The organism is Enterobacter sp. RHBSTW-00593 (genome assembly GCF_013784105.1).
GTDB classification, from domain to species: domain Bacteria; phylum Pseudomonadota; class Gammaproteobacteria; order Enterobacterales; family Enterobacteriaceae; genus Enterobacter; species Enterobacter ludwigii.
On the sequence record NZ_CP056393.1, the window covers coordinates 3356721 to 3370520 of the forward strand.

The 13800-nt window shown below is 58.2% G+C and carries 13 protein-coding genes; 7 read left to right on the forward strand and 6 right to left on the reverse strand.

Annotation, left to right across the window (positions count from 1 at the left end):
• The first annotated feature begins 25 nt into the window (after positions 1-25).
• The gene (gene nrdB / locus HV242_RS16025) at positions 26-1156 is read left to right on the forward strand and encodes a class Ia ribonucleoside-diphosphate reductase subunit beta (RefSeq protein WP_014170966.1); all 1131 of its coding nucleotides are present in this window, start codon (positions 26-28) and stop codon (positions 1154-1156) included.
• Positions 1156-1410 (forward strand): class I ribonucleotide reductase maintenance protein YfaE, encoded by a 255-nt coding sequence (gene yfaE, locus HV242_RS16030; RefSeq protein ID WP_014170967.1) that lies wholly within the window; start codon positions 1156-1158, stop codon positions 1408-1410. The genes nrdB and yfaE overlap by 1 nt, the downstream gene beginning before the upstream one ends.
• A gap of 48 nt (positions 1411-1458) precedes the next feature.
• Here the strand turns inward: yfaE and glpQ are convergent, their stop codons facing one another.
• Together glpQ and glpT are read right to left on the reverse strand one after the other, a co-directional pair.
• Positions 1459-2511, reverse strand: a complete 1053-nt coding sequence (glpQ, locus tag HV242_RS16035) for a glycerophosphodiester phosphodiesterase (protein ID WP_032678598.1) — start codon at positions 2509-2511, stop codon at positions 1459-1461.
• 11 nt (positions 2512-2522) lie between these two features.
• Positions 2523-3875: a glycerol-3-phosphate transporter gene (glpT, locus tag HV242_RS16040; RefSeq protein WP_020883160.1), complete on the reverse strand. Its 1353-nt coding sequence runs from the start codon at positions 3873-3875 to the stop codon at positions 2523-2525.
• A gap of 255 nt (positions 3876-4130) precedes the next feature.
• Between glpT and glpA the strand changes: the two genes are divergently transcribed.
• Genes glpA through glpC form a run of 3 tightly spaced genes read left to right on the forward strand, consistent with a single transcriptional unit; the run spans position 4131 to position 8153 of the window.
• Positions 4131-5759, forward strand: coding sequence for an anaerobic glycerol-3-phosphate dehydrogenase subunit A (gene glpA / locus HV242_RS16045; RefSeq protein ID WP_032680569.1), 1629 nt, complete (start codon positions 4131-4133; stop codon positions 5757-5759).
• Positions 5749-6966, forward strand: a complete 1218-nt coding sequence (glpB, locus tag HV242_RS16050; RefSeq protein ID WP_050737127.1) for a glycerol-3-phosphate dehydrogenase subunit GlpB — start codon at positions 5749-5751, stop codon at positions 6964-6966. The genes glpA and glpB overlap by 11 nt, the downstream gene beginning before the upstream one ends.
• On the forward strand, positions 6963-8153 hold the full coding sequence (gene glpC / locus HV242_RS16055) for an anaerobic glycerol-3-phosphate dehydrogenase subunit GlpC (protein ID WP_020883157.1): 1191 nt from the start codon (positions 6963-6965) through the stop codon (positions 8151-8153). The genes glpB and glpC overlap by 4 nt, the downstream gene beginning before the upstream one ends.
• A 33-nt stretch (positions 8154-8186) precedes the next feature.
• Here the strand turns inward: glpC and HV242_RS16060 are convergent, their stop codons facing one another.
• The 4 genes from HV242_RS16060 to tctD all read right to left on the reverse strand — a co-directional run bounded on the left by HV242_RS16060 (position 8187) and on the right by tctD (position 12220).
• Entirely contained in the window at positions 8187-9386 is a 1200-nt protein-coding gene (locus tag HV242_RS16060; protein WP_050737128.1) for a nicotinamide mononucleotide deamidase-related protein YfaY, read from the reverse strand.
• 94 nt (positions 9387-9480) lie between these two features.
• Complete coding sequence (locus HV242_RS16065; protein WP_020883156.1) at positions 9481-10020, reverse strand: YfaZ family outer membrane protein; 540 nt, start codon at positions 10018-10020, stop codon at positions 9481-9483.
• 129 nt (positions 10021-10149) lie between these two features.
• Positions 10150-11559: a sensor histidine kinase gene (locus HV242_RS16070; RefSeq protein ID WP_050737129.1), complete on the reverse strand. Its 1410-nt coding sequence runs from the start codon at positions 11557-11559 to the stop codon at positions 10150-10152.
• Positions 11546-12220: a transcriptional regulator TctD gene (tctD, locus tag HV242_RS16075; RefSeq protein WP_014170976.1), complete on the reverse strand. Its 675-nt coding sequence runs from the start codon at positions 12218-12220 to the stop codon at positions 11546-11548. Before tctD ends, HV242_RS16070 begins: the two co-directional genes overlap by 14 nt.
• Before the next feature lie 150 nt (positions 12221-12370).
• Between tctD and HV242_RS16080 the strand changes: the two genes are divergently transcribed.
• On the forward strand, positions 12371-13351 hold the full coding sequence (locus tag HV242_RS16080) for a Bug family tripartite tricarboxylate transporter substrate binding protein (protein WP_014170977.1): 981 nt from the start codon (positions 12371-12373) through the stop codon (positions 13349-13351).
• Between the two features lie 11 nt (positions 13352-13362).
• On the forward strand, positions 13363-13794 hold the full coding sequence (locus HV242_RS16085) for a tripartite tricarboxylate transporter TctB family protein (protein ID WP_020883153.1): 432 nt from the start codon (positions 13363-13365) through the stop codon (positions 13792-13794).
• Positions 13795-13800 lie beyond the last annotated feature (6 nt).

Here is a 13800-nt window from a genome sequence, read left to right on the forward strand (position 1 = left end):
ATTTCGTAAGACAGGACTCCAATTCATGGCATACACCACCTTTTCACAGACGAAAAACGACCAGCTCAAAGAGCCGATGTTCTTCGGGCAACCGGTCAACGTGGCACGCTACGATCAGCAAAAATATGACATCTTCGAAAAGCTGATTGAAAAGCAACTCTCCTTCTTCTGGCGCCCGGAAGAAGTTGACGTCTCTCGCGATCGTATCGATTTCCAGGCGTTGCCGGAGCACGAAAAGCATATCTTCATCAGCAACCTGAAGTACCAGACGCTGCTGGACTCCATTCAGGGCCGTAGCCCGAACGTGGCGCTGCTGCCGCTGATCTCCATTCCGGAGCTGGAAACCTGGGTGGAAACCTGGGCGTTTTCTGAGACCATCCACTCCCGCTCTTACACCCACATTATCCGCAACATCGTTAACGATCCGGCGGTGGTGTTTGACGATATCGTCACTAACGAGCAGATCCAGAAACGTGCTGAAGGTATTGCGCACTACTACGACGAACTGATCGAGATGACCAGCTACTGGCATCTGCTGGGCGAAGGCACCCACACCGTGAACGGCAAAACCGTCACCGTGAGCCTGCGCGCGCTGAAGAAACAGCTTTACCTGTGCCTGATGAGCGTTAACGCACTGGAAGCCATCCGCTTCTACGTGAGCTTCGCCTGCTCCTTCGCTTTTGCGGAACGTAAGCTGATGGAAGGTAATGCCAAAATCATCCGTCTGATCGCCCGTGACGAAGCCCTGCACCTGACCGGCACCCAGCATATGCTGAACCTGCTGCGCAGCGGTACAGACGATCCGGAGATGGCTGAGATTGCCGAAGAGTGCAAACAGGAGTGCTATGATCTGTTCGTGCTGGCCGCTCAGCAGGAGAAAGAGTGGGCAGATTACCTGTTCCGCGACGGCTCCATGATTGGCCTGAACAAAGACATCCTGTGCCAGTATGTTGAGTACATCACCAACATCCGTATGCAGGCGGTCGGGCTTGAGCTGCCGTTCAAAACCCGCTCTAACCCAATTCCGTGGATCAACACCTGGCTGGTATCCGATAACGTGCAGGTTGCGCCACAGGAAGTGGAAGTCAGTTCTTATCTGGTCGGGCAGATTGACTCTGAAGTTAACACCGACGACCTGAGCGACTTCCAGCTCTGATGAGCCGCGTAACGCTTAGCCTTTCCGGTACCGAAGTGCTGTGCCGGGAAGAACACCCTTCCCTGTTGATTGCGCTTGAGGCGCATCAGGTTGAAGTGGAGTATCAATGCCGCTCAGGCTATTGCGGCTCATGTCGCTGCCGTTTAGTCGCCGGACAAGTGGACTGGCTGACCGAACCGCTGGCCTTCATCAACGAAGGTGAAATTTTGCCCTGCTGCTGCCGGGCAAAAGGCGATATAGAGATTGAGATGTAAACCGCCCCTCCGGGCGACATAAAAAAGGGCCTTACGGCCCTTTTTCTTTTACTTCAAAAACTGCACGGCTTTATCCGGGAAATCGGTGAACAGCCCGTCCACCCCGGCCTGGTTATACAGCACGTCGTACAGCTGGTTTACGTCCGTCGCATAAGCCGGAAGCTGGTCCGCACGCACCGTATACGGATGAACCTGCATATGGCTGGCGTGCGCCTCTTTCACCATTGCCGTCAGCTTGACGTGGCCCGGCGTTGAGCCTTCCGCCACCAGCATATGGTAATCCGGTCCGATACCGTCGGCGTACTGCGCGATCTGTTTCATTGCGCCCGGCTTAAACATCCAGTCGTAGTTGTAATTCACCCACGTGCCGTCGGGCTGTTTCTCCTGAGTTTCATTCCAGTCGGTGTAGGCAATCAGCTGTACCAGATTGAGATCCATCCCTCTCTTTGGCGCCAGCTCGGTTTTGATGCGCTTCAGCTCAGCGGCGTCAAAACACTGCAGATAGACTTTGTCGCGCTTGCTGGTGTAGCCGTACTTTTTCAGCACGTCCAGCGTCTTCGCGGCAATGTCCTTCCCTTCCTGATGGTGGAACCACGGCGCTTTTATCTCCGGGTAGATGCCGATGTTTTTCCCGGTTGAGTGGTTCAGTCCCTGAACAAACTCAATCTCTTCTTCGAAGGTATGAATGCGAAAATCAGATTTACCCATCGGGAAACGTCCCGGATAGACCTGCACCTTCTTGCCGTTTTCAACCTCGAAACCCTCGGTAAACTTCAGCGAACGAATCTCATCCAGCGTAAAGTCAATGGCGTAGTAGCGACCATCTTTGCGGGCGCGGGCCGGAAAACGCTCAGCCACGTCCGTCACGCGGTCAAGATAGTGGTCATGAAGGACGACCAGCTGGTCGTCACGGGTCATCACCAGATCCTGCTCGAGATAATCTGCCCCCTGCGCATAGGCCATCGCTTTTGCCGGGAGCGTGTGCTCTGGCAGATAGCCGCTTGCGCCGCGATGGGCGATAACCATTTTCTCGTTAGCCAGCGCTGAGCCTGTCATCAGGCCCGCCAGCAGCAGGCCCGTTGCTACGTAAGTTAATTTCATCAGCCTTCTCCTTATTGACGACGCGCCTGCATTTCGGCGTGATGACGTTTTTCACCAATCATCACCACAATCAACAGCAGCACCGCCAGCACGCTACCGCCAATCATCACCATAAAGCCGCCGTCCCAGCCGAAGAAGTCAACGGTGTAGCCCACAATGGCGCTCGCCGCGACCGAACCGCCCAGGTAACCGAACAGACCGGTAAAGCCGGCTGCCGTACCTGCCGCTTTCTTCGGTGCCAGCTCCAGGGCATGCAGACCAATCAGCATCACCGGGCCGTAAATCAGGAAGCCGATGACGATCATACAGGCCATATCGACTGACGGGTTACCCGGTGGGTTGAGCCAGTAAACCACGGTGGCAATGGTCACCAGCGTCATAAAGAAGACGCCCGTCGCACCACGGTTACCCCGGAACACTTTGTCCGACATCCAGCCGCAAATCAGCGTCCCCGGGATCCCGGCGTACTCATAGAGGAAGTAAGCCCAGGAGGATTTATCCAGCGCGAAATGCTTCACCTCTTTCAGATAGGTAGGTGACCAGTCGAGGATGCCGTAACGCAGCAGGTACACGAAGACGTTGGCCACCGCGATATACCACAGCAGTTTGTTGGGCAGGACGTACTTCATGAAGATCTGTTTGGCCGTCAGCTCTTCTTCATGCTGCTCGCTGTAATCATCCGGATAGTCGTTTTTGTACTCTTCAATCGGCGGCAGGCCACAGGACTGCGGAGTGTCACGCATCAGGGCGAAAGCGATAACCGCCACCAGAATGGCACCAAAGGCAGGCATATAAAGCGCGGCTTTCCAGTCGTTAAACCACGCCATCCCCAGCAGGAACAGCAGAGGTGGAATACCGCCACCGACGTTATGCGCGCAGTTCCACACCGACACGATGCCGCCACGCTCTTTCTGCGACCACCAGTGCACCATGGTGCGCCCGCAAGGCGGCCACCCCATTCCCTGGAACCAGCCACAGAGGAACAGCAGCACGAACATCACGGCGATGCTGGAGGTTGCCCATGGCACAAAGCCCATGAACAGCATCACCGCTGCCGCCAGGATCAGACCCGCAGGCAGGAACACGCGTGGATTCGAGCGATCGGACACTGAACCCATGATGAATTTGGAAAAACCGTAGGCGATAGAGATCCCCGACAGCGCGAACCCCAGATCGCCACGAGAAAAGCCCTGCTCCACCAGATACGGCATGGCGAGCGCAAAGTTTTTACGTACCAGGTAGTACGCCGCGTACCCGAAGAAGATCCCCAGGAAGATTTGCCAACGCAGACGACGGTATAGCGGATCAATTTCTGCCTCTGGCAGACGCGCCCGATGCGGCGCAGGTTTGAAGATACTGAGCATGACAGCCTCCGTGGCCAGGTATTGAATTTACAGGGGTTTAACTGCCCCACACTCCAGAGAGGCGGCGATGTTAAGAAATCACGGTGATTGTTACTGTGAATCAACGCACAAATTGTTACAGAAATATGACAATGTGCGCAGAAAAGCGCATGGAATCACGTTTCACTTTCGAATTCCGTTCGTTTATGTTCGAAATCAAACAAACCACAGTTTTGATGTGGCTAAATGGTAAAAAACGAACACAGAGGGATAACAATGACAATTCACGATCCTCGCTACAGCGATGTGATTATCATTGGCGGTGGCGCGACCGGCGCCGGCATCGCACGCGACTGCGCCCTGCGTGGGCTGAGCGTCACGCTTCTGGAGCGCCATGACATTGCGACGGGCGCAACCGGGCGCAATCATGGCCTGCTGCACAGTGGTGCCCGTTACGCGGTGACCGACCCCGAATCCGCGCGGGAATGCATTGCTGAAAACCAGATCCTCAGACGCATTGCCCGCCACTGCATTGAACCGACCAACGGTCTGTTCATTACGCTTCCCGAAGACGATCTCTCATTTCAGCCAACCTTTGTGACCGCCTGCCGCGCTGCAGGGATTGAGGCTGACGTCATCGACCCCGAACTCGCGCGTCGCCTGGAACCGTCTGTCAACCCGGCCCTTATCGGTGCGGTGAAGGTCCCGGACGGCACGGTTGACCCTTTCCGCCTGACCGCCGCGAACATGCTGGACGCCCGTGAACACGGCGCACAGGTTCTGACCGGGCAGGAAGTGATCGGGCTTATCCGGGAAGGGAACCGCGTCTGCGGCGTACGTGTTTTTGATACGCAGTATAAGGAGCATGGCGAACTGTACGCCGCCGTGGTGGTCAACGCGGCGGGGATCTGGGGGCAACGCATCGCGGAGTACGCCGAGCTGTCTGTGCGCATGTTCCCGGCAAAAGGCTCGCTGCTGATCCTCGACCACCGCATTAACAACCACGTGATCAACCGCTGCCGCAAACCTTCTGATGCCGACATCCTGGTGCCGGGCGATACCATTTCGCTTATCGGCACCACCTCAACCCACGTGGACTATAGCGAGATTGATTACAACCGCGTGACCGCCGACGAGGTGGATATCCTGCTGCGCGAAGGGGAAAAGCTGGCCCCTGTGATGGCGCAGACCCGAATTCTTCGTGCCTATGCCGGCGTGCGCCCTCTGGTGGCGAGCGATAACGACCCGAGCGGGCGCAACGTCAGCCGTGGCATCGTGCTGCTCGACCACGCCGCGCGCGATGGTCTGGACGGGTTTATCACCATCACCGGCGGCAAGCTGATGACCTACCGCCTGATGGCCGAGTGGGCAACCGATGCCGTCTGCCGCAAGCTGGGTAATAGCGAACGGTGTGTGACTGCAGAGCAACCTCTGCCCGGCTCGCGTCAGTCCACCGAGAAAACGCTGCAAAAAATCATCTCCCTTTCCGCCCCCCTGCGCGGTTCCGCCATCTATCGCCACGGAGACCGCACGCCGGTCTGGCTGGGGGAAGGACGGCTGAGCCGTAGCCTGGTGTGTGAATGCGAAGCCGTCACGGCGGGTGAAGTGCAATACGCCGTGGAGAATCTGACCGTCAACAGCCTGCTTGATTTACGTCGGCGCACCCGCGTGGGCATGGGCACCTGCCAGGGTGAGCTGTGCGCCTGCCGTGCCGCCGGGTTGTTACAACGTTTTCATACCACCACTGCCACCCAGTCGCTGGCACAACTCAGTGATTTCCTGAACGAACGCTGGAAAGGTATTCAGCCTGTCGCCTGGGGTGATGCCCTGCGTGAAAGCGAGTTTACCCGCTGGGTCTACCAGGGGCTGTGCGGTCTTGAGAAGGAGCAACAGGATGAAATTTGATACCGTGATTGTCGGTGGTGGGCTGGCGGGTCTGCTCTGTGGTATCAGGCTAACGAAGCAGGGGCTGCGCTGCGCCATCATCACCCGGGGCCAGAGCGCACTGCACTTCTCGTCGGGTTCGCTGGATCTGCTGGATGAGGCATATCGCGATGCCCTGCCGCCAGAGCATCCCTATAACCTGACGGGCAGAGACACCGTCGACCGCTTCGCCCATGAAGCCGAAACCCTTCTGGCCGAGTGCGGTGCACGGCTGCAGGGTAACGCCCGGAAAAATCATCATCGGGTTACTCCGCTCGGCACCCTGCGCTCTGCCTGGCTCAGCCCGGAAGAGGTGCCTGTTGCCCCCTTTAACGCAGGGCGGGTCCTGGTCGTGGGTATTAGCGGTTTTCTTGATTTTCAGCCCCACCTCGCTGCGGCATCGCTCTGTCGCCAGGGCGTGAATGCACACACGGCTGAGATAGAGCTTCCTGAGCTTGACGTCCTGCGCGACAACCCGAGCGAGTTTCGCGCGGTGAATATTGCCCGTTTTCTCGACAACGACGATAAATGGCCGCTGCTGTATGCCGCGCTCCGGCCGCTTGCCGAAGGTTGCGACACACTGTTTATGCCCGCCTGCTTTGGCTTAAGCGACAACCGGCTCTGGCGCTGGCTCTCGGATCGCCTGCCCTGCTCGCTTGGCCTGCTGCCGACGCTTCCCCCTTCTGTCCCCGGCATTCGCCTGCATACCCAGCTTCAGCGTCGGTTTATCGCTCAGGGTGGCGTGTGGATGGCGGGTGACGAGGTGAAAAAAATCACCCTGACGCATGGCTCGGTGAGCGAAGTCTGGACGCGTAATCACGCTGATATTCCGCTTCGCGCGCGTTATACGGTGCTGGCAAGCGGCAGTTTCTTCAGCAACGGGCTGCTGAGCCGTCGGGACGGCATCCAGGAGGCCATTATGGGGCTGGATGTCCGGCAAACGCCCTCCCGCGCGGACTGGTATCAGAGTGATTTCTTCACCCCGCAACCCTGGCAGCAGTTCGGCGTAATTGTCGATAAGCAACTGCACCCGCAACGTTCTGGTCAGCCGGTCAGTAATCTCTATGCCATTGGTTCTCTTCTGGGGGGATACGATCCTATCGCTCAGGGTTGCGGCGGCGGGGTCTGCGCCATCACGGCGCTGTATGTGGCAGAGCAAATTGGCCAGCGCATGGAGGCTGAGCAATGAACGATACCCGGTTTGAAAGCTGCATCAAATGCACAGTTTGTACCACCGTCTGCCCGGTCAGCGGTGTGAATCCGCGCTACCCGGGCCCTAAACAGGCCGGGCCTGACGGCGAGCGCCTGCGCCTTAAAGACGGTGCGCTGTACGATGAGGCGCTGAAATACTGCATCAACTGTAAACGTTGCGAAGTGGCCTGTCCGTCGGACGTGAAGATCGGCGATATCATCCAGCGAGCCCGCGCGCGTTACAGCACGCAAAAGCCGTCCCTGCGCGATGCGATCCTGAGTCACACCGACCTGATGGGCAGTGTCTCCACGCCTTTTGCCCCGCTGGTGAATGCTGCAACGTCTCTCAAGCCGGTGCGAAAACTGCTGGATGCCACGCTGAAGATAGACCACCACCGCAGCCTGCCAAAATACTCTCACGGTACCTTCCGGCGCTGGTATACATCCGTGGCAGCGGAACAGGCGCAGTACACCGATCAGGTCGCGTTCTTCCACGGCTGCTATGTCAACTACAACCACCCGCAACTGGGAAAAGATCTGCTGAAGGTACTCAACGCGATGGGGACCGGCGTGCAGCTCCTGAATAAAGAGAAGTGCTGCGGTGTGCCGTTGATTGCCAACGGTTTTACCGATAAGGCGCGCAAACAAGCCAAAAGCAACGTCACGTCCCTGCGCGAGGCCATCGTTGATAAAGGAATTCCGGTGCTGGCCACCTCGTCCACCTGTACCTTCACCCTGCGTGATGAGTATCCGCACCTGCTGGACGTGGATAACACCGGTCTGCGCGAGCACATTGAGCTGGCGACGCGTTTCCTGTGGCGCAAACTGGACAGCGGGCAGACGCTGCCGCTGCGGGAACTACCGCTGAAAGTGGTGTATCACACACCGTGTCATATGGAGAAAATGGGCTGGTCGCTCTATACGCTTGAGCTGTTGCGGCTCATTCCGGGGCTGGAGCTGACGGTGCTGGACTCGCGCTGCTGCGGCATTGCGGGCACTTACGGCTTTAAGCGAGAAAACTACGAAACGTCACAGGCGATCGGCGCCCCGCTGTTTCGCCAGATTGAAGAGAGCGGCGCAGATATCGTGGTCACCGACTGCGAAACCTGCAAGTGGCAGATAGAGATGTCTACCAGCAAGCGCTGCGAGCATCCGATCACTCTGCTGGCGAAGGCGCTGGGCTAAACCGTGCCGGGGCAAAACGCCCCGGCAAAGGCATCACTCAACAAACAGCGATTCGACAACATTAATCCAGCCGTGCTCGCTGGCCACCTCTTTACCCTTCAGCCAGCGGCGCAGCATGTTCAGCGCCATCATGGCGCAGACCTCCTGACGTACCGCCAGATTGTGGCGGGTAATGCTCATTTTAACCCGCAAAGCATACGTGCCTTCCGGCGTCGCCAGCGCAAAGTTGAGATGTTCCTCATCCAGCCCCCCCACAAACAGCGCCAGGCCAGCAAAATGTTTCACTCTTCTTTCCGAAGCCCAGCGCGCGGTCTGCGCCAGTGTTTCCTGCTGGAACGGCACCACTTCACTGGCCAACAGCGGCGCACTGGCGCGCGACAGCTGTAGCGCCAGCAGGCCGCCGGTGAACTGTTCGCTTAAGGTCACGCTCAGCTGGCGAGACTGCAGATGCGACGCAATCTGCGCCGGCAGCCCCTCGGTGCCTTCAAAGATCAGGCTTTCACCTGCCACGCGCTGCACCTCCGGCCAGAGCGCCAGCATCGCCGCCTTCTCTGAGGCCGGTCCTGTCAGCTTGAGTTCAATGATGGGCATGGAGGAGCGGTAGCCCATTGAGACACCGGGTGGCAGGGAGAGATGATCAAGACTCTGGGCCAGATCGCTTTCGGAACGGCCAAACGTGGTCAGACGCAGGCAGAGCGGAGGCTCAGGCAGGGTAAAACGTTCGCGAAGGCGCGGCAGGATCTGCTGCTCGACCATCACTTTAAATTCTGACGGTACGCCCGGCGTGAAGAACATCAGGCAGCGGTTGAGCGTAATGGCAAACCCACACGCGGTACCCACGGGGTTATCGACCAGTTCGGCGCTGGCGGGAATTTCCGCCTGCTTGCGGTTGCTGGGTGCCATAACACGGCCACGTTCTGAGAAGAAACGCTCCATCTGCGCCAGCCACTCTTCATGCAGCACCAGCCCTTCACCTTTTGCGGTCGCGGCGGCCAGGGCGCTGAGATCGTCGCTGGTGGGACCGAGCCCGCCGTTCACAATCAACACGTCGGCGTGTTCGCTACGCTCGCGCAGCACATTCACCAGTGACTCAAGATTGTCGCCCACCGTATTGCGGCGCGTTAACGGTAATCCTTGCTCAAAGAAAAGATCGGCAAGCCAGGCAGCATTGGTATCAATAATTTGTCCATGCAGCACTTCGTCGCCGGTGGATAACATCTCCACGTTAATCATTGTGTTCTCCCGCTTATATGGTCAAAACACTATAGCGCAAATGGATGTCGGGAGAAGAGAGAAACTGGCGCGACAGAATGCCGCGCCGGCGTGATTAGAACCCTGCGCTGACCCCCACGTACGGACCGTCAGCCAGTGCGTTGTCGCGGTTGCCGTCTTTACCCGCCAGGTTCAGATAGCGATAGCCTGCTTCAATCGTAATCGGACGCATGATGGTCCAGCGCGCGCCCGCGTTGGCTTCTTCATAGCTGTCGATACCGCTGGAGAGCGAATCTGGTGAGTAGTAATACTCGCCGAACAGGCCGAAGCTATCGCCAATTTTCCACTGCAGGCCGCCGCCTACCGCCGCCGCGTAACCTTCATCGCCGTCGTTCGGGTTAGTGTAAATTCCCTTACCGCCCACGGTAGCCAGGAACGGGCCAAGCGGAATGTTCAGACCCAGGCCGAGGCTTGCCGCATCGCCATCGTCATCGTTATGTGTCCAGCCGCCGGTCATCGCCAGACCGGAGGTCTCGGTCCCAAGGCCAAAGCCGAGGTGAGTATAATCCTGACCCGCCGAGCCGTTGAAGCTGATGGCGTTCGCCGCCGAAGAAACAACCATCAGGCCTAAGCCCACTAATGCCACTTTTTTCATTGTCGTGATCCCGCACAATTTTATAGAGAAGTCCCAAAACCGCGAGATTTTAACCTGAGTCGCCCGGGGATCAAGCACTCTGCGTGCGGCAGGCGAGTAGTTTGTAACGATTTGATACCCGGTGTTTTTTTACGTGAGCAGCAGAAAACGCATTTTAACGCTCAGGCCACCCAGCGTTTCGCTGCGCGTCAGATGCAAAGGACTTCGGTGCAGACGGGCAATATCAGCGGCCAGCGCCAGCCCGATCCCTGACCCGGCGGCATCTCCGACGTTATCCAGCCGGTGGAAAGGCAGCATCGCCTGCTGGATCTGGTCCTCTTCGATGCCCGGACCACTGTCCTCCACGCTCAGCTCAACGGCGCCCTGGTCCGTTCGCAGGAACACGGTCACTGTCCCTTCTGCAGGGGTATATTTGATCGCATTCTCCAGCAGGTTGGCGCACAACTCCCCCAGCAGCACGTCATCGCCTTCGATCATAACCGGCTGCTGCAGACCGTCATAGCCCAGGTCAATCGCTTTACTGCGCGCCTGCGCCAGCCGGGAGAAGCAGCAGTTTTGCACCACCTGAACCAAATCCACCGGCGCAAACTGGCCCTCCCCCTGCTCCTTACGCTTCACCGCGGAAAGCTGCAGCAGCCGTTCGGTCAGTACAATGGTGTCATCCAGGGTCGCATTCATTGCCCGCAGGCTCTCCTGCCACAGGGCGGGATCCTGACGCATCAGGGCAACGGAGACCTGGGTTTTCAGCACCGCCAGCGGGGTTTTGAGCTGATGCGAGGCATCCGCGTTGAAGCGTTCCTGACGCGACAGCACGCCGCGCAGCCTATCGATATAGCGGTTGAATGCCACAATCAGCAGCCGGGTCTCAGACCAGGGCAACAACTCCGGCAGCGGCGCGAGCAGGCCAGGATCACGGCGCACCATCAGCGAAGAGAGCTGGCGCATTGGGCGCAGTACGCGACGCAACAACCACGCGGTCAACACCAGGGTCAGCAGCACCAGCAATCCCTGAGAGACCCATGATGAAAAGAGCAACTGACTGGCGAGATAGCGGCGGGACTGGAGCGTCTCCGCGACATAAATCTCCGCCATGCCGACGATATTCCCTTCATTGACGGGCTGCAGCAGACGCGCGACACGGATCGCCTGCCCGCGGTATTCGGTGTGATAAAACCAGGCCAGCGCCGGATAGAGCGTGGTACGGGATGTTGCCGGGGGCATCCGGGGGAGATCGTCATAGCCGGAGATCACCCGCCCGTCGGGATCGACCACTTTATAATAGAGCCGGTCGTTCATATTGAGTTCAAAGCTGTCGAGCACCACCCAGGGTACATTCACGCCCAGCCTGCCGTCGTGAACCTCCAGCCGCTCCGATATTGTTCGGGCAGAGGATAACAGCGTGCGGTCGTAAGCCTGCGTGGCCGCCTGCAATGCGCTGACATAGCTGTTAAATGCCGACAACCCCCACAGCAACAGCAACGGAAGCCCAAGAAACAGCAGCAGTTGCAGGTAAAGCGACTGCGGCTTAACCCACCTCATCGCCGCACTCCAGCACATAACCCAGTCCGCGAAGGGTGGTAACCCTCACGCCGCTACCGCTGAGCTTTTTGCGCAGACGATGAATATAGAGATCGATACTCTCCGGGCTAACGTCGTCATTCAGGCTAAACACCTGATCGAACAGCTGCTGTCGGGAAACGGGCCGGGTCCGGCGATGCATCAACACCTTCAGTAGCGACAGTTCACGCGGCGTGAGCGACAGAGGCTCGTCGCGCAGCAGGAAAAAGCCTTCGTCGTCATATTCCAGCTCCCCAAGGCGCTGACGCTCCTGCGTTCGCCCTTCGCTTCTGCGCAACAGGGCGCGCAGCCGCGCGTCAAGCTCCTCCAGCTCAAACGGTTTCGGCAGATAATCATCCGCCCCGGCGTTGAGCCCTTTCACCCGGTCCGCCACGTTGCTGCGCGCGGTGAGAAACAGGACGGGCAGCGTCTGACCGCGTTTACGCAGACGATGCACGACCTCCAGACCGTCAAAGCCGGGCATTCCGATGTCCAGGATGGCAACCGCATAGCTTTCTCCCTGCAGCAGATGGTCGGCGGCGCGCCCGTCAGAAACGCAGTCCACGGCAAAGCCCTCCTGCACCAGCGCTTTCTCCAGCCAGTGAGCCAGCTCACGATTATCTTCCGCGAGTAAGAGACGCATATCACATCCTGTAAAGTTGGTGTCGCATTGAAAGGGAAATGAAAGGTTATTGTTTTAACAATCACGCAACGGAACCGCTACAAGGTGGTTCACATAATCAGAAAAAAGACCCGTACCCGTACTCCCGGAACTCCGGCGTGAGGATAAACGATGAAAAAACAACTACTTTCGACTCTTGCTGCAAGCGTATTGATGATAAGTGCCTCTGTCGTTCAGGCGCAGGATGCCCCGTCCCGCACCGAGTGCATCGCGCCGGCGAAACCCGGCGGCGGTTTCGATCTCACCTGCAAACTCATTCAGGTCAGCATGCTGGAGACCGGCGCTATCGCAAAACCCATGCGCGTGACCTATATGCCCGGCGGTGTGGGTGCCGTTGCGTACAATGCGATTGTCGCGCAACGCCCTGCGGAAGCCGGCACGGTGGTGGCTTTCTCCGGTGGCTCGCTATTGAACTTGTCTCAGGGGAAGTTTGGCCGCTACGGCGTGGATGACGTGCGCTGGCTGGCAACCGTCGGTACCGACTACGGCATGATTGCCGTGCGCGCGGATTCACCCTGGAAATCCCTGAAAGACCTGCTGACCGCCATGGAAAAAGATCCGAACAGCGTGGTGATTGGTGCCGGTGCCTCCATCGGCAGCCAGGACTGGATGAAAGCCGCCCTGCTGGCACAGCAGGCGAAGGTTGATCCTCACAAGATGCGCTACGTGGCGTTTGAAGGGGGCGGCGAACCGGTGACGGCGCTGATGGGAAATCACGTTCAGGCGGTATCCGGCGATCTCAGTGAAATGGTGCCCTACCTGAACGGCGATAAAATCCGCGTGCTGGCGGTCTTCTCTGAGAACCGCCTGCCGGGCCAACTGGCGAACGTCCCTACCGCAAAAGAACAGGGTTATGACCTGGTCTGGCCGATTATCCGCGGTTTCTTCGTCGGGCCAAAAGTGACCGATGCCGAATATCAGTGGTGGGTCGAAACCTTCAATAAACTCCAGCAGACCGAAGCGTTTAAAAAGCAGCGCGATCTGCGCGGGCTGTTTGAGTTCAACCTGAGCGGCAAACCGCTGGATGAGTACGTCAAAAAACAGGTCAATGACTATCGCGAACAGGCGAAAGCCTTTGGTCTTGCCAAATAACCGGAGGCGGTATGAGCGATCGTATTTTTGCCGGGATTTGGCTGCTGCTCTGCGTCGGTGGGATGTTCGTCGCCTGGCAGATCCACAGCGAATACAGCTATGAACCGGTGGGGCCGCGCCCCTTCCCGATGGGCATTGTTGGACTGATGCTGCTCTGCTCGGTGGCCCTGCTGCTCCGTCATCCGGATACCGTAGAGTGGCCACCGCGCCGTATTCTGCAGCGTCTGCTGGTGATGGTCATCGTTCTGCTGATGTACGCCTGGGGTTTTGAGTGGCTCGGCTTTCCGGTGGCAACCGCCATCCTGACGATGGTGATCGGCATGCTGTTTAACGCCACCCTCCCGGCGGCGGGGATTTCCGGCGCGGTAATGGGGATCTTGCTGTGGTTTGCCTTTGACCGCCTGCTGGATGTGACCTTACCGCTCGGCGCATGGTTTAATTAACGGAGC

Bases quoted from the DNA above. Each gene is read 5' to 3' on its own strand.
- nrdB (WP_014170966.1), top strand. From the start codon at position 26: ATGGCATACACCACCTTTTCACAGACGAAAAACGACCAGCTCAAAGAG.
- yfaE (WP_014170967.1), top strand. From the start codon at position 1,156: ATGAGCCGCGTAACGCTTAGCCTTTCCGGTACCGAAGTGCTGTGCCGG.
- glpQ (WP_032678598.1), bottom strand. From the start codon at position 2,511: ATGAAATTAACTTACGTAGCAACGGGCCTGCTGCTGGCGGGCCTGATG.
- glpT (WP_020883160.1), bottom strand. From the start codon at position 3,875: ATGCTCAGTATCTTCAAACCTGCGCCGCATCGGGCGCGTCTGCCAGAG.
- glpA (WP_032680569.1), top strand. From the start codon at position 4,131: ATGACAATTCACGATCCTCGCTACAGCGATGTGATTATCATTGGCGGT.
- glpB (WP_050737127.1), top strand. From the start codon at position 5,749: ATGAAATTTGATACCGTGATTGTCGGTGGTGGGCTGGCGGGTCTGCTC.
- glpC (WP_020883157.1), top strand. From the start codon at position 6,963: ATGAACGATACCCGGTTTGAAAGCTGCATCAAATGCACAGTTTGTACC.
- HV242_RS16060 (WP_050737128.1), bottom strand. From the start codon at position 9,386: ATGATTAACGTGGAGATGTTATCCACCGGCGACGAAGTGCTGCATGGA.
- HV242_RS16065 (WP_020883156.1), bottom strand. From the start codon at position 10,020: ATGAAAAAAGTGGCATTAGTGGGCTTAGGCCTGATGGTTGTTTCTTCG.
- HV242_RS16070 (WP_050737129.1), bottom strand. From the start codon at position 11,559: ATGAGGTGGGTTAAGCCGCAGTCGCTTTACCTGCAACTGCTGCTGTTT.
- tctD (WP_014170976.1), bottom strand. From the start codon at position 12,220: ATGCGTCTCTTACTCGCGGAAGATAATCGTGAGCTGGCTCACTGGCTG.
- HV242_RS16080 (WP_014170977.1), top strand. From the start codon at position 12,371: ATGAAAAAACAACTACTTTCGACTCTTGCTGCAAGCGTATTGATGATA.
- HV242_RS16085 (WP_020883153.1), top strand. From the start codon at position 13,363: ATGAGCGATCGTATTTTTGCCGGGATTTGGCTGCTGCTCTGCGTCGGT.